General features: G+C 47.5%; 15 protein-coding genes and 1 riboswitch. Of the genes, 6 read left to right on the forward strand and 9 right to left on the reverse strand.

The features are described 5' to 3' along the window. Positions 1 to 20 precede the first annotated feature (20 nt). Genes ATL39_RS08645 through ATL39_RS08660 form a run of 4 tightly spaced genes read right to left on the reverse strand, consistent with a single transcriptional unit; the run spans position 21 to position 4665 of the window. The gene (locus ATL39_RS08645; RefSeq protein WP_120192946.1) at positions 21 to 1502 is read right to left on the reverse strand and encodes a Na+/H+ antiporter subunit D; all 1482 of its coding nucleotides are present in this window, start codon (positions 1500 to 1502) and stop codon (positions 21 to 23) included. Next, on the reverse strand, positions 1495 to 1833 hold the full coding sequence (locus ATL39_RS08650) for a Na(+)/H(+) antiporter subunit C (protein WP_120192947.1): 339 nt from the start codon (positions 1831 to 1833) through the stop codon (positions 1495 to 1497). Before ATL39_RS08650 ends, ATL39_RS08645 begins: the two co-directional genes overlap by 8 nt. Further along, positions 1833 to 2270 (reverse strand): Na(+)/H(+) antiporter subunit B, encoded by a 438-nt coding sequence (locus ATL39_RS08655; protein WP_120192948.1) that lies wholly within the window; start codon positions 2268 to 2270, stop codon positions 1833 to 1835. The genes ATL39_RS08650 and ATL39_RS08655 overlap by 1 nt, the downstream gene beginning before the upstream one ends. Then, positions 2260 to 4665 carry a Na+/H+ antiporter subunit A gene (locus ATL39_RS08660; RefSeq protein ID WP_120192949.1) on the reverse strand — a complete coding sequence of 802 codons (2406 nt, stop codon included), beginning with the start codon at positions 4663 to 4665 and terminating at the stop codon, positions 2260 to 2262. Before ATL39_RS08660 ends, ATL39_RS08655 begins: the two co-directional genes overlap by 11 nt. A 254-nt stretch (positions 4666 to 4919) precedes the next feature. On the opposite strand from ATL39_RS08660, the gene ATL39_RS08665 reads away from it, so the two are divergent. Beyond that, the gene (locus tag ATL39_RS08665; RefSeq protein ID WP_120192950.1) at positions 4920 to 5576 is read left to right on the forward strand and encodes an adenine nucleotide alpha hydrolase family protein; all 657 of its coding nucleotides are present in this window, start codon (positions 4920 to 4922) and stop codon (positions 5574 to 5576) included. Between the two features lie 123 nt (positions 5577 to 5699). Here ATL39_RS08665 and ATL39_RS08670 read toward each other — a convergent pair whose 3' ends face one another. Together ATL39_RS08670 and ATL39_RS08675 are read right to left on the reverse strand one after the other, a co-directional pair. Beyond that, positions 5700 to 6698 (reverse strand): DUF4003 family protein, encoded by a 999-nt coding sequence (locus tag ATL39_RS08670; protein WP_120192951.1) that lies wholly within the window; start codon positions 6696 to 6698, stop codon positions 5700 to 5702. 136 nt (positions 6699 to 6834) lie between these two features. After that, entirely contained in the window at positions 6835 to 8175 is a 1341-nt protein-coding gene (locus ATL39_RS08675; RefSeq protein ID WP_245960960.1) for an APC family permease, read from the reverse strand. 378 nt (positions 8176 to 8553) lie between these two features. After that, positions 8554 to 8680, forward strand: a riboswitch (guanidine-I (ykkC/yxkD leader). A 79-nt stretch (positions 8681 to 8759) separates the two neighbouring features. Here ATL39_RS08675 and ATL39_RS08680 point away from each other — a divergent pair. The 5 genes from ATL39_RS08680 to hmpA all read left to right on the forward strand — a co-directional run bounded on the left by ATL39_RS08680 (position 8760) and on the right by hmpA (position 16913). Next, positions 8760 to 9503 (forward strand): urea amidolyase associated protein UAAP1, encoded by a 744-nt coding sequence (locus ATL39_RS08680; RefSeq protein ID WP_120192952.1) that lies wholly within the window; start codon positions 8760 to 8762, stop codon positions 9501 to 9503. 38 nt (positions 9504 to 9541) lie between these two features. Then, entirely contained in the window at positions 9542 to 10195 is a 654-nt protein-coding gene (locus tag ATL39_RS08685) for an urea amidolyase associated protein UAAP2 (protein WP_245960961.1), read from the forward strand. A gap of 30 nt (positions 10196 to 10225) precedes the next feature. Beyond that, positions 10226 to 13843: an urea carboxylase gene (gene uca / locus ATL39_RS08690; RefSeq protein WP_120192953.1), complete on the forward strand. Its 3618-nt coding sequence runs from the start codon at positions 10226 to 10228 to the stop codon at positions 13841 to 13843. After that, entirely contained in the window at positions 13843 to 15573 is a 1731-nt protein-coding gene (locus tag ATL39_RS08695) for an allophanate hydrolase (protein WP_120192954.1), read from the forward strand. The genes uca and ATL39_RS08695 overlap by 1 nt, the downstream gene beginning before the upstream one ends. A 143-nt stretch (positions 15574 to 15716) precedes the next feature. After that, positions 15717 to 16913 carry an NO-inducible flavohemoprotein gene (gene hmpA / locus ATL39_RS08700; RefSeq protein WP_120192955.1) on the forward strand — a complete coding sequence of 399 codons (1197 nt, stop codon included), beginning with the start codon at positions 15717 to 15719 and terminating at the stop codon, positions 16911 to 16913. A 56-nt stretch (positions 16914 to 16969) separates the two neighbouring features. On the opposite strand, the gene ATL39_RS08705 is transcribed toward hmpA, so the two are convergent. The 3 genes from ATL39_RS08705 to ATL39_RS08715 are packed head-to-tail and all read right to left on the reverse strand — an operon-like array spanning position 16970 to position 20597. Next, entirely contained in the window at positions 16970 to 17725 is a 756-nt protein-coding gene (locus ATL39_RS08705) for a fumarylacetoacetate hydrolase family protein (RefSeq protein WP_120192956.1), read from the reverse strand. Between the two features lie 29 nt (positions 17726 to 17754). Continuing rightward, on the reverse strand, positions 17755 to 19209 hold the full coding sequence (locus ATL39_RS08710) for an FAD-linked oxidase C-terminal domain-containing protein (RefSeq protein ID WP_374561728.1): 1455 nt from the start codon (positions 19207 to 19209) through the stop codon (positions 17755 to 17757). Positions 19210 to 19214: 5 nt separating this feature from the next. After that, complete coding sequence (locus ATL39_RS08715; RefSeq protein ID WP_120192957.1) at positions 19215 to 20597, reverse strand: (Fe-S)-binding protein; 1383 nt, start codon at positions 20595 to 20597, stop codon at positions 19215 to 19217.

A 20597-nucleotide genomic window follows, 5' to 3' on the forward strand; every position in this document is an offset into this window, starting at 1 on the left:
CCTCTCCTTTGCCGTTTTGATTAAGCAGGCCCGAGTACCGCTTCGATGTAAACAGCAGGATTCATTAAATCAGAGGCGGCCGCCGCTACATATGGATTCACCCATTCCACTCCAATTCCCAAAAACAGGCTCACGCATATAAGCAGGGTACAGGGCAGCAGAAGACCGTGCGTTGAGGTTTTCTCATCCTCCTTGCTTAACTGGTTTTCTCCCCAGAATCCATTCATGAAAATTTTCATCGTCGAATACAGCACGGCCAGACTGGAAAGCAGCCCGATCACTCCGAGCACATAAAACTGGGTTTCCAGCGTCCCCTGCAGTACGAGCAGCTTGCCAAAAAATCCGCTCAGCGGTGGTACTCCGACCAGGGCGAAGGAAGCGATAAAAAACATCCAGCCCAAATATGGATGATTCCGGATCATACCGCTCATTTCTTTTAATTGATAGGTACCGACAAGCCCGACCATTGCGCCTCCGAGTAGAAAGAGGAGAGTTTTTACCACCATATCATGAATCAGATAATAAATAGCCCCGGTAAGTGCCGCTTCCTGAAACACAGCGATTCCGATCACGATAAAACCAATAGCTATTACGATATTATATGCCAGCACTTTTTGAATATTGCCATAAGCCACCGCTCCGATGCTTCCCAGAATCATCGTCAAGCCGGCCATCCAGGCGATAACGCTGTGGGTGATGCCGGGTTCGTGATAAAAAATCAGGGTGAACATACGGAAAATTGCGTATACTCCCACCTTCGTCAGCAGTCCGGCAAAAAGCGCGGAAATAGCAGTCGGCGGTGCGCTATAGGATTCCGGCAGCCAATAGAAAAACAGCAGCGCCGACTTCACAGCAAAAATGACTAAAAACAGCAGGGCAATGGCCGTAAGCAGATCAGGCTGGCCGGCTTCTGCTACACGCACCGACAGATGAGCCATATTAAGCGTTCCCGTTACCGCGTACAAGTAGGCAACCGCCACAATAAACAGCATCGAAGACACGATATTAATCAATACATACATAATGCCTGCCCGAAGCTGTTTTTTTAAACCGCCCAAAGATAACAGGACATAAGAAGCGAGAAGCATTACCTCGAAGAATACAAATAGATTAAAAATGTCCCCTGTTAAAAAAGATCCGTTGACGCCGGTAATTAAAAATTGAATAAAAGCATAATAGTAAAACCGTTCTCTTTCCCATTCTATAGATTGAAAGGAATAAATCAGGCAGCCCAGGGCGACTATGCAGGAGGTAATCACCAGCAGCAGCGAGAAGGTATCCGCCACAAGGACAATACCGAACGGAGCCTCCCAGCCGCCAAGGTTCAGAATCTGAATGCCTTCTCCTCCTACCTGCTGAAGCAGGTGGACCGCCGTTCCCATTACGGCAAGAAACGAAAGCACGCTCAGCAGGCGCTGAATCATCACATATTTAGGAAAAAGTACGAGCAGTGCTCCCGTAAGAAATGGGATAACGATTGGCAGGATCACGATATTATTCATGTTCCGGTCCCCGCAGTTTCTTCATGTCATCGGATTTAAACTCCTGATAGGCTCTATAGGCAAGTACTAAGAAAAAGGCAGTAGTTCCAAAATTAATAACAATGGCTGTCAGTATTAACGCCTGCGGCAGCGGATCGGCGTAAGGAGCCGCCTCAGCCCCAAGCAGAGGCGCTCCGCCCTGTTTTAACCCCCCCATTGTTAAAAGCAGAAGCAGTGCCCCGTGTCCAATAATGGATGTTCCTAAAATAATACGGAGCAGGCTTTTCGTTAAGATTAAATACGTGCCAATGCTGAAAAATATTCCAATAACAAAGGCCATTACAGTCTCCATTATTCCTCATCCCCTTTGTTGCGGCTGATGCTTACGATTACGGTCATTGTAGTGCCGACTACGGCCATGGCCACCCCTATTTCAAAAATAATGGTCGTGGCAATATTTATTTCTTCATTAACAATAGGCATATAAAAGTGCAGATGGGCCTGGCTTAAAAATGGGACATGGAATACAAAGGAAGCCATGCCTGTAAATAAAGACACCAGTACGCCAAGTCCGGTAATCACTTTATAGTTTATAGGAAGCGTCTGGGTGACAGTCTCAATATCAAACGCCAGCAGCATTAGAATAAGTGCCGATGAAATCACCAGCCCGCCGATAAAGCCGCCGCCTGGATTATGATGCCCGGCGAAAAATAAATAAATCGCAAAAGTAAGGATAATAAACGTTACTATTTTTGTAACGGTCTGAAGAATGACATCATTAATTTTCATGATCATCCCTCTTTTCTTTCATCCTGAGACTGATTAAAGAATACACGCCCAGACCTGCAATACAGAGAACCATTATTTCAAGCAGCGTATCAAATCCGCGGAAATCAGCCAGAATGGCATTAACCATATTCCTTGATCCGGCCAGCTCGTAGGAGTCCTCGAAATATACCGAAATCGATGGAAACAGCTTATTTCCCTGGGCAGCGAGCGTAAAGGAGGTGATCAGCACACCCACACCCAACGAAATAATCAAGTTTGGAATCTGGACACGTCTTGCCGTTTCCCGAAAGCGGAACTCCGGAAGAAAGCGCAGGCAGAGAAGATACAAAGCGACAGAGACGGTTTCTACGACCAGCTGCGTTAAAGCCAGATCCGGCGCGCGGAAAATCACAAAAAACAGCGCAACCAGATACCCTACAGCTCCAATAGCAATGATGGCGGTCAGTCTCTTTGAAGCGAGCATCACCGTCAGGGCACCCGCTACAAGTCCTACAGCAAGAAGGACTTCATACACTTCTATAGTTGATACATCGATTCTCCGGAAGGAAATACCTTCCGAGAAAAGAAGCATGCCCCCCGCCAGTATAATAAGTATTCCTAAAATATACTGAATGTAGTCCCGCGTTAAACCGCTCATATAAATATTTGTAAAAGAGTATGCCGCCTGCTCCGCTTTCAATATGCCGGAAGAGTACGCATTATTAAGCGTGTAAACCTGCGGAAACAAGGTGAAAATGCCTTTCCACCGCTTCCACGTTAAAAATAAAATACTTCCAAGCACAATGACGCCAAGCGTCATAAACAGCTCCTTATTAAATCCATGCCAGGCTTCAATATGAATGGAAAAATCCCCAGCATCCCCCGGCAGAATCGAAGCTACCATAGGTTCGAGCACGTAATGGGCCAGCACGTTCGGCGCAAAGAAAATTCCAATCACAAATGCCGCAAGCACTGCAGGGGAAATCAACATCCCGGGAGGCGCTTCTTTTGGTTTTTTTTCAAGACGGCGCGGACGGTATTTCCCCCGGAACGTATGAAAGATAAGAATCATGCTGTAAACGAAGGTAAAAATACTTGCCACCCAGGCTACAGCTGGAATAAGCAGGCCGGCCGCCCCGGCTGAAAAAATCCCCGTCTCTTCTAAAGAAAGGGAGCTGGTAAAGAACAGCTCTTTACTTAAAAAACCGTTAAACGGCGGCACTCCTGCCATAGAAAGGCTGCCGATCAGCGTCAGCGTAAAAGAAATAGGCATCAGGCTCATCAGCCCGCCTAATTTTCTCGTGTCTCTCGTACCGGTTTCATGGTCAATAATACCGATCACCATAAACAAGCAGCCTTTAAACGTGGAGTGGTTTACTAGATGAAACACAGCTGCCAGAACTGCCGTCGTATATAGAGCCGTTTCTGCTTCCTCCGTGACAGCCAGAGCCAGTGACCCTATTCCAAGAAGTGATGTAATTAAGCCCAGCTGACTAATCGTGGAAAAAGCGAGCAGTGCTTTTAAATCGGTTTGCTTCATCGCATTGACTGCACCCCAGAACAAAGTAACGAGGCCAACCGATGTAATGATCCAAAACCACTCCCCGGTCCCTCCAAAAAGTGGAGTGAAGCGGGCAATGGCGTAAATGCCTGCTTTAACCATCGTCGCCGAATGCAGATAGGCGCTGATAGGCGTCGGCGCTTCCATTGCGTCTGGAAGCCAGATATGAAAAGGAAACTGGGCGGATTTGGCAAAGGCGCCAATCAACACAAAAATCATGGCCGGCAGAAACAGGGAATGCTCCTGCAGTTCTCCTGCCTGGCTTATAATGCCGCGGATGCTGTACGTTCCTGCCATAGAATGAAGCAGTACAATACCCGCAAGCATTGAAAATCCGCCGCTCACCGTAATCAGCATCGCTTTCTGCGCTCCATTCCGGGATTTTTTCCGCTGATACCAGAATGCGATCAGCAGAAAAGATGAAATGCTCGTAAGCTCCCAGAATAAATAAAAGCCTATCAGGTTGTCGGAAAATACGACGCCAAGCATCGCACCCATAAATAAAAGCATGTATACGTAAAAATTATGTAGCAGTTCCCTCGTTTTCGATAAATAGAATATGGAATATAAAACGACCAATGCACCAATTCCACTAATTAAAAAACCAAATACAAGACTCAATCCATCTACATAAAAAGAGAGATTGATACCATAGGAAGGAATCCAGGAAAGAGTGTAGAGCATCGTCTCTCCTTCACTTATATCTACCAGCCAGCTTCCCAGTACCACAAAAAGAATAAGCGGCAGCGGCAGAACAAACCAGCCGGTATGAATCCGGGAGACATATCGATAAAGGAAAGGAATCATCAGGGCATATAGAAAGGGTAAAAGAACAACAGAATGGAGCCAGGACAAAATGTAACCTCCTACTCACTGAATGTAATAGGATCCATCATTTTCAGTTTTTTTCTTCTTATATATTAGTATAAAGAAAGGCAGGCCGTTTCGCACATAATAAATGCATAAACTCTATCCAGCTCATGATATAATTTAAAAGAGAGCGCTTCCAGGTTACCCTTGATTATCAATTGACAAAATCAGGAACGAGGAGTAGCCTATGGATGAGCTTCATCGATTATCAAGAATTTATTTACACGAGGTGAAAGATCATGACCGGTAAGGGTACAATGGATGAAAGCATTCTGGTCTGTGTTTATTACGGGCCAAACGGTGCCAAATTAATACGCAGGGGATGCAAAATCGCTTCCCGCCTTGACTGTCCTTTATATATAGTATCAATCGACCCTGCTCCCGCCGATGAACTGGATCACGAGAAGAGCCAGTACATTGAAAGCTGGAAAAAGCTTGCAGAAGACTACGGGGCCACCGAGTTTATTTTAAAAGATAACGAAAAGCGCCCGGTCGTTAAAGTCATTGGAGAAGTCGCCAGGGAAAAAGGCGTGACCCAGATTATTATCGGCCAGACCGCTAAAAGCCGCTGGGAGGAAATTACTAAAGGCTCCTTTGTTAATATTCTTCTAAAAGAGCTTCCTTTCATTGACCTTCATATCATTTCTGTTTCAAGAGAGCTTAGAGGTCATGACGGTGATTACGAGAAGGGCTGTCACGCTTATCTTGTGCGGGATGGCACTCAGTATAAAATCAGCTTTAACCATACGAACGAAGCACAATACGAAGGTATCTTTTTTAAAGAAACCGGCACCGACTTTAACAACGGAACCTTTAAGTTTATGAAAGACGGCGAAATGCTGGAAATTCACGTAACCGAAGACTATGTGACAGAAAAAGAAAAGCTGGGGGTATAAGAAATATTTCCCTCTTTTCAAACAGCCTGTCCGGATAAATGTATATAAAATCAAACAATCTTTACTACTTCAAAAAAGACGAAACGCCGCAGCGTTTCGTCTTTTTATGCGTTCCCACTCTTTTTAATTGCCTCCGGAGCCAGAACCGGAGCCGGAAGCGATGGCTCCGGCCATTGCCCCGGTCATCGCTGCCTGCTGGGCCTGAAGAATACTTTCAAGCGATGTCTGAACAGCGGTTTCCATAATAGAAGCTTCTTCTGCATATTCACTGACGGAAAGCTGTACCGCAATCGTAAAATTCATTTTTTTATGCCACTTAAATTCTTTGGCCTCATTCAGGGCATTTTCAATCCTTACAATAAAATCAGCCAGCATTTCCTTTTCCTCTGCGAGTGCCATAATTCCTACTTCCGGATAATGTATCGGTCTGACTTTCTTCTCCTGTGCTTCTAGAGTGACGACTACATCCATGGCATGTTTGACGAGAATGTCAGTGTCTTCATTGTCACGCAGGGCCAGAATATGGCTCAGCATCTGCAGCTCGTTGGATTTTTTGAACCCTTTATCATTCAGGTTCCCATACAGCTCTTCGATCTTTGCCATCAGCGGTGCTTCTTCTAACGATGATGCAGCTAACAGCACGGCAATCGGATAATCGGAGCTCGACGTCAAAAACATATGATCCTTTTTCATCAAATCAAATACACGCTTGGCTCCTTTAATCAGATCATCCCTGCTGTCTGCTTCTTTTTTTAAATCAAGCACGAGAAGAGCGGAAATATACGTAAAGCTTCCTCTTTGAAAGGAGCTGTCCACCAGTTGATCGTAAACCTCCATCCATTCATGATACTTTTCTTCGGGATTATCGAAACGAATATCCAGCGTGGCCGCTCCTACATATACCTGAGCACTGTTTAAAGCACTGAACACTCCTTTTTTCTTTTTCACGTATTCGGCAATTTCTTTAAAACGTTCTACATCAAGCTCTTTTTTACGTACCACATACATAGAGGAAATCAGCATAAGCACTCTTGCATCCACTACCTGCCATTTCAGTTCCTGTTTCAGGGTGGAATAGTACTTCTCATACGTTTCAAGTTTATCCATCAGTTTGTTTTCCATGCGATTTCATCCTTTCCGCATATCTGTATCTGTCACATCTATCATTATACTGCTTTATCAACCTGAACAGTACCTTCCTCTAATGAAGACCGTTGAACAAAATAAAGCCCCTTCCGTAGTGGAAGAGGCTTTATTTCTATTTTAGTATAGCAGTTTGCTTGGCAGTACCCGGGAGCGGCTTTGTGAATGTCCTGGTCAGATAAAGCATGTAAATCAGCCCTGCCCCCACCCATACTAATCCACCTATAATGGTCGGCGTATCGAGAAGAAATAACAGCCAGAGCATAATGAATGCTCCAATGCCGGGAACTCCGATATAAAACACTTTCTGAAACAGACCGGCCGTTTCTTTTTGTCTTACAGCCAGCGCAATCACTGATATGTTTACAAAGAAGAAAGCCGTGAGTGCTCCAAAGTTAACAAAGCGGAGGGCCGCATCTACACTAATAAACAAAGCGAGAATAGACAGAACGGACGCCAGTGCAATATTGAATACCGGTGTATTAAACTTCGGATGAATATATCCAAAGAACCTTTCAGGCAGAATTTCGTCCCGCCCCATTACGTACAGCAGCCTTGACACAGCAGTAATGGATGCCAGCCCCTGCGTAAATATGGCCGCGATTAATACCGTCATAAAGATGGCATTCAGCGCGCTGCCTCCAATAAGGGCCATCAACTCCATTGCCGCAGAATCAATGTTCACAAAGGAAAATGCAGGCTGGGCCAGCTGAATTAAGTATGAACTGCTGATATGAAGCACGCTGATGATTCCGATCATAATAAAGATAGCTCTTGGGATCGTTTTCTGAGGGTTTACTGTTTCTTCCGATAATGTCGTAATAGTATCAAATCCCAGGAAAGAGAAAATGACGACAGATGCTCCTGCCAGCATAATCGGCATCGTCAGATCTCCTGCAAAAGGCTGAATCGAGAAAAGCCCTCCCGCTCCGCCCCCTGTCCACAGGCCGCGGATAAGAATAATACAAAACGCAATAATAAACACAATCTGCATGATGACAAACAGTCCGCTCAAATTAGCGGAAGAATTAATGCCGAGAACAGCAATGCCTGCCAGCAGAATAATTAAGCCTATGATCCAAACAGAAGAAGGCACGCCTGGAAACTGAGCGTTCATGAACACTCCAAATGTAATGCAGGCTATGATAGGAGCAAATAAGTAGTTAAATAAAAGCAGCCAGCCTACTAAAAATCCGGCGTTTGGATGAATAGCTTTTTTAGCAAACGTATAAGCGGAGCCGGAAATCGGAATCTTTTTCGCCATAATAGCGTAGCTGGTCCCTGTAAATATAACAGCAACAACTGCAAAAACATAAGCCGGGGTCAGAAATCCGGAAGAACCTTCATATGCTACTCCAAATACAGAAAAATAAATCATCGGTGTATTCCATGCCAGACCCATAAAAACAACCTGCCATAACGTTAACGTCCTTTTTAATTCAGCTTTTTCAGCCATGCTTTTCCTTCTTTCTATAGTGGTCTTTTTCTCCAATAAAATTATTTCGATATACTTTATTCCGTAGTCGATACAGCAGCCGGCCGGGCTGGTTGTTCTTGATGATGTTCATTCTCTGGAGTCTTTTTCTTTTAATCAACTATCCTGGCAGAAAATCTATCAATCTATTTTCGCTGAATCGTGTTACTCACTTACAGCCGCAAGGGACACATTTTCTGCTTTCAACGGCAGATGTGAATATTCTAAAAAGTATGTTAAATAACCTCACACAACTATTGTCTTCCCAGCCGGACTCCCCTACACTTTTTGTATACGCAGCACACATAGCGATCCTCAAAAATAACATAAAGGCCTCCTTGCCAATGGCATTGAGGGGCGGAAAATGCTTTCTAGGGTTCCGCTGCCGGCTTCGCTTTACCTGCCGGCAGGACAGGTCCGAGAGAAAGCGGGCACGGCCGGATAACTATGGCTGCTGTTTACACGGACGGACAAAAGCCTGGGAGATTAAATTCTCTCAGGCTTTTTTTTATTACGTTACAGGCTATCGCAGAAATGAATACATGAATCCAAGGGAGGAAATAACAATGAACAGCTATTGGAATAAATCACTTGAAGCAGGAGAAAAATGGTCCGGGGTTATAAAAAAAGGAAGCCTGCTGCGCCTAACTGCCTCCGGCAAAACGGCTAATGTATCCATGCTTCTATTCAACGCCCATGACCGTACGGAACGCTATAATATGCCGGATACGCTGAAAGCCCAGCATACATCGCATTTAACGAAGGGACATGTGTTAATGAGCGACAATGGCAAAGCGATGGCCGGGATTATCGAAGATGACACCGGATGGCATGATCCTTTTGGCGGTTTTTCCAAAACCGGCTGGACAGATGCCCAATTTGGAAAAACAACCTATCAATCTGAACGGAACGAACGCTATCGCAGCGGCGAAGAGAATTTTTCAATGGAGCTGTTCCGAAATGGACTGACGATGCGGGATACCGTCCCCGTCTTGAACGTATTTTCAAAAGTAGCCGTGCAGGATGGAGGCGAAATGGTATTTCATGAAGACAATGCCCAGACAGGTCAGGCCATTACCTTCCGAACCGAAATGGACCTGCTTATCGTCTTATCCAATACGCCCCACCCGCTTGATACATCCACCGTCTATCCGTCAGTTCCTGTAAAGCTTGAAGCAGGAGCCGCTGAGCCGGTAGGCAAAGATGATATTTGTTTGAATTTATGCGGGGAAAACCGCCGTGCCTTTGAAAACACGTGGGAAGCCAATCTTCTTGCGGAAGGACTTACTGCTGCTGTTTCCGCTGAATAAAATCGGAAAATTCAATTATCTTGAAAGGATGATCAAGAGTGACACAAGCAAAAGAAATTACAACGAGCCCCCGAAAAATAGAAGACGCCGTTTATACCCGCACGATTCCAGCCGGTAAAGGCTGGATGCACGACCTCGAGCCCGGACAGGTTTTCAGAATAACCGACCTCGAAGGCAATCAGGCGGCCGATACCCTTTTTTACGATGCTTTGAATCCGGAAGACAGCTACAGCGCGATTGAAACGGTCACCGCTCAGAAGAATATCTACCTTACTACCGGTTCGGTACTACGGGCAAAATCAGGCAGGCCGCTCCTGACGATTACCGCTGATTCCGTCGGCAGGCACGATACTGTAGGCGGGGCATGCTCTGCGGAAAGCAACACGGTCCGCTACGCCCACGAGAAAAAAGCGATGCATAACTGCCGCGATACGTTTATGTATGAATTATCGAAGCGGGGAGCCCAATTTTCCAAACAAGATCTGGCTCCAAATATTAATTTTTTTATGAACGTTCCTATTACACCGGAAGGCGGCCTTACCTTTGAAGATGGCGTCTCTGCCCCCGGCTATTATGTGGAAATGCAGGCAGAAACAAACACTACCGTATTAATCAGCAACTGCCCTCAGCTAAATAATCCGTGTAACGATTACAATCCTACACCGATTGAAGTCACGATCTGGAATAACTAATTCATTTAATAGAAGAAAGGAGAATGCTTTATGTTTAAAAAGGTACTTATTGCCAACCGCGGTGCAATTGCGGTGCGGATTGAACGAACACTAAAAAAGATGAATATTCCCTCTGTCGCTATTTACACAAAAGCCGACCAGGACAGCCTGCACGTAGACCATGCAGATGAAGCGGTTCTTATCGGGGAAGGAAATGCCCAGGAGAGCTACCTGCATCCGGAAACCATTCTTCAGGCTGCTCTTGATACCGGTGCCGATGCTATTCACCCAGGCTACGGCTTTTTAAGCGAAAATGCCCAGTTTGCCCGGACCTGCCAGGAAAAAGGAATTACGTTCATCGGCCCAACTCCTGAACAGATGGAGCTGTTTGGCTTAAAGCATTCTGCCAGAGAAGCGGCTGCCAACGCCGATGTCCCTCTTCTTCCCGGAACGAATCTGCTTGAGCATGCAGAAGAAGCGGTCGCTGCTGCAGCTGATATTGGCTATCCTGTTATGCTGAAAAGCACCGCCGGCGGAGGCGGTATTGGCATGAGAATCTGCCGGGACAAAGACAGCCTGCTTTCTTCTTTTGATGCCGTAACCCATCTGGCTGAGAACAATTTTAACGACGGCGGTCTGTTTTTGGAGAAGTACATTTCCTCTGCCCGCCACATTGAAGTGCAGATTTTTGGAAGCTGGAAAGGAGATGTTGTTTCTCTTGGAGAAAGAGACTGCTCCATTCAGCGCAGAAACCAAAAAGTAGTCGAAGAATCCCCCGCTCCCCTGCTTTCAGAAAAAGTTAGAAAAGAAATGGCAGCTTCGGCTGAACGTCTTGCATCTGCTACCGGATACCAGAATGCCGGTACCGTGGAATTTCTGTATGATCCTGATTCAGAAGCATTTTATTTTCTTGAAATGAATACCAGACTACAGGTAGAGCATGGCGTAACTGAGGAAGTAACCGGCGTTGATTTAGTGGAATGGATGATTCTTGAAGCCGCCCGGGAACTTCCTGCCTTCCCCCCTATTACCATTCAGGGCCACAGCATTCAGGCGCGTGTCTATGCCGAAGACAGCTTTCATGATTTCCGGCCGAGCGTCGGCCAGATCGACCGGGTCGAGCTTTCGTCCCTTGCCCGAAACGAATGCTGGGTACGTGACGGCCTTCAGGTCACTACGCTGTATGACCCGATGCTTGCTAAAGTTATCGTTCATTCCAAAGACCGGGACAGCGCAATAGAACAGCTGAGTGCCGCGCTGACTGAAACAAAAATGTACGGAGTGACGACCAATCTTCTCTATATAAAAAGTCTTCTGCAGGAACCGGCTTTTCAAAAAGGAGACGTACACACCCAGCTGTTGAACAGCTTCTCTCCGTCTGAAATGGCTCTCGAAGTAATAGACGGCGGCATTCAGACAACGGTCCAGGACTGGCCGGGCCGAGTCGGCCACTGGGATGTAGGAGTTCCTCCCTGCGGACCGATGGATCCTCTTTCCTTCCGCATCGGCAACCAGCTGCTGCATAATGCTGAAAAAGCGAGCGGCCTGGAGCTCACATTACAGGGCGGATCTTACCGCTTTCGTGAAGCTATGTGGTTTTGTATAACAGGTGCCGACATGCAGCCGGCACTTGATGGAAAAGAGATCAGCTTATATCATCCTATCCTCGCTGAAAAGGGGCAGGTTCTTTCCTTCGGCCAGGCTGAGTCAGGCATGCGGACATACCTGCTTATCTCAGGAGGATTTGATATGCCGCAGACGCTGAACAGCGCTTCTACATTCACACTTGGCGGATTTGGCGGCCACGGCGGCAGAGCCCTTCGTGCCGGAGACGTGCTGCGTGTACATGGGAATACTCTTCCTGCTGTCAGCGAGCCTTTAGCAGCCGCAGAAAAACCAGCTATTCAAAAAGAGTGGACGATCGGTGTCGTTCCCGGACCACACTGCACAGAGGAATTTCTGCTTCCGGCTTACCTCCAGCAGCTTGAAGAGACCGAGTGGGAGGTTCACTTTAACAGCTCCAGAACAGGGGTCCGCCTGATCGGCCCTGCCCCATTATGGGCAAGAGAAGACGGCGGCGAAGCAGGGCTCCACCCTTCCAATATTCATGATAATGCTTACGCGGTAGGAACCCTTGATCTAACAGGCGACATGCCTATTCTTCTCGGTCCGGATGGCCCAAGCCTCGGCGGATTTGTCTGTCCCGTCACGACAGCATCAGCAGAATTTTGGAAAATCGGCCAGCTTCATGCTGGAGATACGATCCGGTTTCAGCTGTTAACGTTAGCCCAGGCAGAAACACTTCGTCTGGAGCAGGAAGCCTACCTGAATGCGCTTCAGGAGAATGCTTCTTATGCCATACCTGAGCTCTCTTTTGAGAAAAATGCATTCGATCCCAGCTACCCTATTCTTGCCCGTGAAACGGAAGACAGACGCTTTCCGATAACGGTCCGCTGCAGCGGAGATGAAAATGTGCTTGTTGAATACGGAGAAATGGAGCTCGATCTGCTGCTGCGTTTTCAAGTGCAGGTGCTGATGGAGGCCATCCGCCTGGAAGATGATTTTCCTATTATGGACCTGACGCCGGGAATCCGTTCTCTGCAGATCCGTATCAACCCATTGGAAAACAGCGTTCAGCAGGTTTGCAAAAAAGTGCTGGAGCTCGATAAGCAGCTTCCCGCTTTAGAGGATATTACCATTCCATCGCGGATTGTGAAGCTTCCGCTTTCCTGGGATGATCCATCGACCCAGCTTGCCACCGAACGGTATCAGCAGAACGTCCGCCCGGATGCGCCGTGGTGCCCTGATAATCTCGAATTTATCCGGAGAATCAACGGGCTCGACAGTATTAACAATGTGAAAGATGTCGTGTTTGACGCAAATTATCTCGTAATGGGGCTCGGGGATGTTTATCTCGGAGCACCGGTGGCCACCCCAACGGACCCAAGGCATCGGCTTGTAACAACAAAATATAACCCGGCACGGACGTGGACACCTGAAAATGCCGTAGGAATCGGCGGCGCCTACATGTGCGTCTATGGAATGGAAGGCCCGGGCGGCTATCAATTTGTCGGCCGCACCATTCAAATGTGGAACAAATTCCGTGAAACCAAAAGTTTTGAACCCGGCAAGCCATGGCTGCTCCGCTTTTTTGACCAGATTCAATATTATCCGGTCAGCGCCGATGAACTGCTGGATCTTCGGGAGGATTTCCTGCGCGGCCGGTTTGAAGCAGATATTACCGAAACGACGTTTTCTCTTAAAGACTATATAGAAGATCTTGAGGCAGTAGAATCCGGTGCCGCCCAGTTTAAACAACATCAGCAGAAATCGTTTCAGGAAGAAAGGCAGCGCTGGAAAGAACAAGGCCTGGCAGAATATGTGTCTGAGCAGGATGTAAAGACCGAGCAGCCCGCCGAAGGACTGCCGGAAGGAACTTCTCCTGTCACCTGCTCTATTCCCGGAAGCGTGTGGAAAGTTTTAGTAGAAAACGGATCAGAAGTAAAACAGGGAGAAACACTTATTATAGAAGAAAGCATGAAAATGGAATTTATTATTGAAGCTCCGTGCGACGGGTATGTGACCGGCCTGTCGATTAAACCGGGAGATGAAGTGCACCCTGGACAGACTATTTTGGGAATTACCGAAAAAAAGGAGGTTTCTGTTTAATGCATGCTTATCCTTCCATTGCTGCCTTAAGAAAAGCCTATATGTCCGGCCGCATGACTCCGGAATCTCTCATTGAACAGCTTACAGCGCAGGCTGCAGAGGAGGAATCCTATAATATATGGATTACCCCTCCTTCTCTTTCCTTTATTCAGCCTTACTTGGACAGGCTTAAAGACCTGCCGATAGAGAACGCCCCGCTATGGGGAATTCCCTTTGCTTTAAAAGACAATATAGATCTAGCCGGTGTTCCGACAACCGCCGGATGCGAAGCATACAGCTACATTCCCGAAGAACACGCAGCGGCCGCCGCCCGTTTAATCGAAGCAGGTGCTGTCCCTATTGGAAAAACGAATCTGGATCAGTTTGCCACAGGACTGGTCGGTACAAGAAGCCCTTATGGGGAGACAAAAAATGCCTGGAATGCTGATTTAATCAGCGGGGGATCGAGTTCCGGCTCGGCGGTCTCTGTCGCGAAAGGACAGGCTCTCTTTTCTTTAGGAACAGATACCGCCGGCTCCGGCCGGGTACCTGCTGCATTAAACAATTTAGTGGGTTGGAAATCCAGTCTCGGTGCCTGGCCTGTCAGCGGTATCGTGCCGGCCTGCGCAAGCATTGACTGCTTAACCGTATTTACCCATACACTGGAAGATGCCGCACTTGTGGATTTCATTATCCGTGGATTTGAGGAAACAGATCCGTGGTCGCGTAACACCCCTGAATTATCGGAGAAACAGCCGCAGTCTTACCTGCTTCCGGAAACACAACCGGCTTTTTTCGGTCCTTTTGCCGACAAATACCGTCAGGCATGGGAACAAACAGTGACTGCACTCGAACGGTCGGGTCTTCCTATTGAGTATGTATCCGTTGAATTTATGGAAACCGCCGCCTCTATTTTATATGATGGACCGCTCGTAGCAGAACGCTGGGCGGAACTTGGCGGATTTGCAGACTCTCACCCCGGGGCTCTCCTGCCGGTTACCGAAAAAGTACTTCGTTCCGGCACGAATCCTGACTATACTGCCGCTGCGCTGTTTCAGGCAAAGCATCAACTTAAAGCATATACGAGAAAGGCAGAGGCTCTGCTGCAAAACAGTGTACTTATTATGCCTACCGCCGGCGGAACCTGGAGCCGAAACGAAGTAAGGGAAAATCCTATCCAGACAAACAGCGACATGGGGCGCTACACCAATCACTGCAATCTGCTTGAATTGTGTGCGGTATCTCTTCCCCAGCCGTTTGCAGATAGCCGCCTTCCATTCGGCATCACTTTATTTTCCAGCCAGGACAACGACTCTCTTCTTGTTGGCGCTTCAAGAGAAATACAGCACTGCAGGCGAAAAGAAGTAACGGTTGCTGTCTGCGGCCTCCATATGAGAGGGTTTGCGCTTGAAGAACAGATGATTGCCCACGAAGCGTATTTTGTAAAAGAGACAATGTCTGCTTCCAGTTATAAGCTTGTTGAAATACCTGGACCGCCGGCTAAACCCGGCATGATTCGTTCTGAAAAGGAAGGTGTCCCTATTGCGCTCGAGCTGTGGAGTATGCCGCTCGATCAGCTCGGCTCATTTACGTCAGGCATTCCTTCTCCGCTAGGAATCGGCAAGGTCGAATTGGAAGACGGAACATTCACTCCCGGCTTTATATGTGAGGCAGAGACCGCTGATTATGGAAAGGATATTACTTCATTCGGCGGCTGGAAAGCCTACCAGAACAGCTTAATATCTCTTTAAAAGCCCGGCGTTTGTTTCACGTGAAACAAACGCCGGGTTTTTATAGGTTTGACGGAAATCGTACGTTTTCGGTATTGCGTTGTGTTTTTCATAAGGAACTGTTTTAATATGTATTATAGATACATATTAAAAGGAGGCAATTTATGACGACCCAGGGAGCACTTTCCGAACGTACCATTGATATTGTGAAAAGCACCGCCCCGGTTTTAGCAGTACATGGAGAAGCCATCACTACAAGGTTTTACGAGATGCTGTTCGAAGCCCACCCGGAGCTGCTGAACATGTTTAATCATACAAATCAGGCAACGGGTGCTCAGCCAAAAGCATTGGCACAGGCCCTTTATGCCGCAGCTTCTTATGTAGACCGACTTGAAGTACTCGAATCATTTGTAGAAAAAACCGCACAAAAACATGCAAGTGTGGGAGTAAAAGCAGAACACTATCCCATTGTCGGACACTACTTAATCAAAGCGATGGAAGACGTACTTCAGGAAAATGCCACTCCGGATATTTTGGAGGCATGGACTGAAACCTATGGTGCCATTGCTGATATTTTTATTCAGGCCGAACAGAAACTATACGAAACAAAAAACGAAGCACCTAAAGAATGGACAGGTTATAAAGACTTTACAATAGTCGATATTGTGCAGGAAAGCAGCAGAATGAAGTCTTTCTACCTTCAGCCTGCCGATAACTCCCCCCTGCCTTCTTTTCTTCCCGGACAATACGTAAGTCTGCGTTGTTCCATACCAGGAGAAGAATACACCCATGTCCGCTCCTACAGCCTGTCTGATGCTCCTGAAACCGGCTGCTATAGAATTACGGTCAAGCATGAAGAGGATGGGATCGTTTCCTCTTATCTGCATGAACAATCAGCGGCCGGAAAGCATATTGAGCTTTCTGCTCCATACGGCTCCTTTACACTTCAAACAGATGATCGTAAACCTATTGCCTTTATCAGCGCAGGTTCCGGTCTGACGCCGCTTGTCAGCATGATAAAGTCTCTGCCGGATTCCTACGGAGCTCCTGTTACGTTTATTTACGCTGCCAAAAATCATCACCATCATCCTCTGCAGCAGGAAATCAGCAGTGCCATCCAAAAGCTTCCCGTTTCTCAGGCACTGACTTTGTATACAGCACCTGAAGCAGAACATCCATCTTCTACTCATTTCGGTACGGAAACGACGCTTACCAGGGAGGCACTTCAATCTGCCCTGCCACAGGAAGATACCCGCTGCTACGTATGTGGTCCGCCGGCTTTTGTAGAAGCAGCTGTCTCCTACCTTCATGAAATTGGCCGGGATGACATTTTCACCGAAAACTTTGTACCTGCTTCTTAGTTTTTACAAGTGAAAATAAAAGAAGCCGTTCCCTTTAAAGAGGGAGCGGCTTCTTTCTATTTTGTAAATGTGTTTTCCAGCGTGCCGATTTCATCAATCGTGCATTCCACTTTGTCGCCTTTTTTCACAAATTCTGCGCCAAGCGGGCTTCCTGTTAAGATTACGTCACCAGGCTCAAGCGTCATTACTTTGGAAAGATAGGACACCATCCGCTTCAGGGAAACGATCATCAGGTCGGATTTGCTGTTCTGCTTCTCGTCTCCATTTACAAATGCTTTCACGTACACATTAAGCGGATCCAGATCGGTTTGAATCGCCGGGCCGAGCGGCGTGAACGTATCAAATGATTTACCGACGGTCCAGTGTCCGGCTTCATGGAAAAACTGCGGGGCTGTTACGTCGTTACCTACCGTGTAGCCGAGAATGCTGTCGAGCACTTCGTTTTCTTCGATATTCTTCGTGCGTTTTCCAATGACTACAGCCAGCTCAGACTCAAACTTAATCTCGTCCACTCCTTCCGGAATGCGGACTTCTGCTCCTGAACCAACCAATGAAGACGCCGGCTTGTAAAAAAAGACTGGAATCTCCGGCTGTGTATCCGGCAGATCTTTTTTATCTCCTACATAATTGGCTCCGATACCGATAATTTTTTCAGGCTCTACCGGGGCAAGCAGGGTTACATCTGCGTGATCATGTGTTTCCCCGGTTGCTTCTCTTCCTGAAAACAGATCCCCTTTAAACGGCTTCAGCCCTTCTTCGGTCCATTCTCCATAATAATGATTCGACTGATATTCATATCTGCATAGTTTCATCGTATTCTGCCTCCATTTATTAGGGTCTGTTACTGTACAGCTTTCTTTACTTCCAGGCAGCGGCCCGGCATAGGGAAAAGCTTGCCCTGATTCAATAAGTTGCCCGGATTGAACACTTCCCGGATCCTCGTCTGTGCTTCAATTTCTTCATCTGAAAAGATAAAGCGCATTTCTTCAATCTTTTCAATGCCTACACCGTGTTCTCCAGTAATGGAGCCGCCTGCATCCGAGCAGGCTTTCAAGCAGGCTGAACCGGCATCTACCGCTTTTTGGGTTTCTCCGGGATTTCTGGAATCAAACAAAATCAGCGGATGCAGATTCCCATCTCCCGCATGAAAGATGTTGGCAATACGCAGCTCATACTTGCGGCTGATCTCATTAATTTGTTCGAGCACCTCCGGCAGACGGCTTCTTGGGATCACTCCATCCTGAACCAGATAGTCAGGAGAAATGGCTCCCATCGCCCCAAATCCGGTCTTTCGGTTCGCCCACCATCTGCCGCGCTCCGCGTCATCTTCGGCTACTTTCACTTCTTTAACATGATTGTTGCGGCAGACGGCAAGAATCTCTTCGATCTGTTCGTCAATACCAGCAGCAATTCCATCTACTTCAATCAACAGCAGTGCTGCAATATCCCGGGGGTGTCCGACAGGGAAAGATCCCTCCTCCACCCCTTCTATCGCAGTCTGGTCCATCATTTCCAGCGCCGCCGGCACGATGCCTGCGGAAATAATGTCTGATACGGCGCGGCTGCCGTCTTCTACCTGGTCAAAGTAAGCCAGTACCGTCTGCTTCATTTCAGGATTCTTTAAAATACGAACCGTGATTTCCGTGACGACCCCAAGCGTGCCTTCCGATCCGGTAAGAAGTCCGAGCAGATCGTACCCGGGAGAGTCCGGCACGCCGTCTTCTCCAATCGAAATAATGTCTCCGTTTGGCATCACGACTTCAAGACCGAGAATATGGTTTGTCGTCACGCCGTACTTTAAACAGTGGGCACCGCCCGCATTCTCCGCTACGTTTCCACCGATAGTACATACATACTGGCTGGATGGATCCGGCGCGTAGTAATAGCCTTTACTGGAGATGGAGTTGGTTAAATGAAGATTTACATAGCCCGGCTGCACGACTGCCTTTCGATTTTCATAATCCACGCTCAGCAGCCCTTTCATTTTCACCAGACTGATAATCACCTCATTATTAAGCGGTGTAGCTCCCCCGCTTAGTCCTGTCCCGGCACCGCGTGCCAGAAAGGGAAGATCATTTTGGGCACAGTATTTCACGAGCGCCGCTACTTCTCTTGTGTTTTTTGGGAACACAACTGCTTTCGGGGAATGCTGGTGAATCGTAAAGCCGTCACAGTTGTAGGAAAGCATGTCGACATCTTCAAACAGTACTTCTTTTTCTCCGACTATCTTAAAGAAGGCTTCAATATGGTGGTCCTGATTTGCGCTGACTTTCTTTTTTCTTCTCATTAACTGCATGCCATTTACCCCTTTCCAGAAGTTTGTAACTGCCGCTGTTCTTCTTTTTGCTTTTTATACGCCCAGTCAAGCAGCTGAATGGTGTGGACAATACGCTCGCTTCTGCCGTATTTCTGAACGCCCATCGCCATCTGCAGCATACAGCCCGGGTTCCCCATTGAGATCATTTCCAGATTTTCCGGTATATTCTCCATTTTCCGATCCAGAACAGCATTGGCCATATCAGGGTTTGTCAGGTTGTATACGCCGGCGCTTCCGCAGCAGGTATCTGCATTTGGCATATCCACAACTTCCACTCCTGGAATGTCCCGGAGAATTTGACGGGGCTCTTCTCTTACGCCCTGTCCGTGGGCAAGGTGGCAGGCATCATGGTAGGTAATTCTTGTTTTCATCTCGGTCTGCGGTTTCTCGTACCCTGTATCGTAAAGGTACTTTGAAATATCCTGAATTTTTTCGGAAAACTCCTCGGCCTTTTCTTTCCATTCCGGCTCATCTTTAAACAGCTCCGGGTATTCCTGCAGCGCGCATCCGCAGCCAGCCGAATTAATCACGACTGTATCGGAATCGCTGAATGCTTCAATATTTTGTTTCGCCAGCTTGCGCCCGGAATCCCGGTCGCCTGCGTGCACATGAAGCGCTCCGCAACAGGTCTGGTTTTTCGGTATGACTACTTCGCTGCCATTGTGCGTCAGAACATCGATGGTGGCGTCATTAATATCGCTGAACATCACGTCCATGATACAGCCTGTCATAAATGCCACTCTGCCTTTAACTTCGTCGCCCTTTGCAGGAATGACCGGCATGTTTTTGTATTTCTCACGAACCGGGTGGCCGACGTTTGGCATGATGGCTTCCATACCGGAAAGGTGATCCGGCATCAGGTTCATTGCTCCGGATTTCCTGGTAAGGGACTGAAGGCCGCTGGTCTGGTAAAAGCGGAGCAGGCCGCCGACTTTATTTAGGCGGTTCGTGTGCGGAAACAGCTTCTCTAAAATAGTAGAGCTGAAAGCTTTTTTCCAGCCGGTAAGCGGTTCTGCACGGCGTATCTGGCCGCGGGCCTCTTCAATCAGTCCGCCAACTTCGACGTCGGCCGGACAGGCCGTTACGCAGGCCCGGCAGTCCAGACAGGTAAAGACAGCGTCCGAGAAGGACTGATCCATCTTAATTTCTCCTTCAGCCACAGCGTGAATTAAATGCACGCGTCCTCTTGGCGAATGCTGCTCCTGCCCTGTTTCCAAATAGGTCGGACAGGCCTCGAGACACATGCCGCAGTGAACACAGTCATCCCATTTGGCTGGATCCGGATGGTCTTCCGGGAAATAGTTGCTTAAGCTTTTCGTCGAACAGGCCGGTTGCTTTTCCATTGTGTAATCCTTTGCCATACTCAT

Source organism: Sinobaca qinghaiensis (genome assembly GCF_003610495.1).
GTDB lineage: Bacteria > Bacillota > Bacilli > Bacillales > Marinococcaceae > Sinobaca > Sinobaca qinghaiensis.

Bases quoted from the DNA above. Each gene is read 5' to 3' on its own strand.
- ATL39_RS08665 (WP_120192950.1), top strand. From the start codon at position 4,920: ATGACCGGTAAGGGTACAATGGATGAAAGCATTCTGGTCTGTGTTTAT.
- ATL39_RS08645 (WP_120192946.1), bottom strand. From the start codon at position 1,502: ATGAATAATATCGTGATCCTGCCAATCGTTATCCCATTTCTTACGGGA.
- ATL39_RS08675 (WP_245960960.1), bottom strand. From the start codon at position 8,175: ATGGCTGAAAAAGCTGAATTAAAAAGGACGTTAACGTTATGGCAGGTT.
- ATL39_RS08705 (WP_120192956.1), bottom strand. From the start codon at position 17,725: ATGAAACTATGCAGATATGAATATCAGTCGAATCATTATTATGGAGAA.
- uca (WP_120192953.1), top strand. From the start codon at position 10,226: ATGTTTAAAAAGGTACTTATTGCCAACCGCGGTGCAATTGCGGTGCGG.
- ATL39_RS08710 (WP_374561728.1), bottom strand. From the start codon at position 19,209: ATGCAGTTAATGAGAAGAAAAAAGAAAGTCAGCGCAAATCAGGACCAC.
- ATL39_RS08655 (WP_120192948.1), bottom strand. From the start codon at position 2,270: ATGAAAATTAATGATGTCATTCTTCAGACCGTTACAAAAATAGTAACG.
- hmpA (WP_120192955.1), top strand. From the start codon at position 15,717: ATGACGACCCAGGGAGCACTTTCCGAACGTACCATTGATATTGTGAAA.
- ATL39_RS08695 (WP_120192954.1), top strand. From the start codon at position 13,843: ATGCATGCTTATCCTTCCATTGCTGCCTTAAGAAAAGCCTATATGTCC.
- ATL39_RS08715 (WP_120192957.1), bottom strand. From the start codon at position 20,597: ATGAGTATGGCAAAGGATTACACAATGGAAAAGCAACCGGCCTGTTCG.
- ATL39_RS08680 (WP_120192952.1), top strand. From the start codon at position 8,760: ATGAACAGCTATTGGAATAAATCACTTGAAGCAGGAGAAAAATGGTCC.
- ATL39_RS08650 (WP_120192947.1), bottom strand. From the start codon at position 1,833: ATGGAGACTGTAATGGCCTTTGTTATTGGAATATTTTTCAGCATTGGC.
- ATL39_RS08670 (WP_120192951.1), bottom strand. From the start codon at position 6,698: ATGGAAAACAAACTGATGGATAAACTTGAAACGTATGAGAAGTACTAT.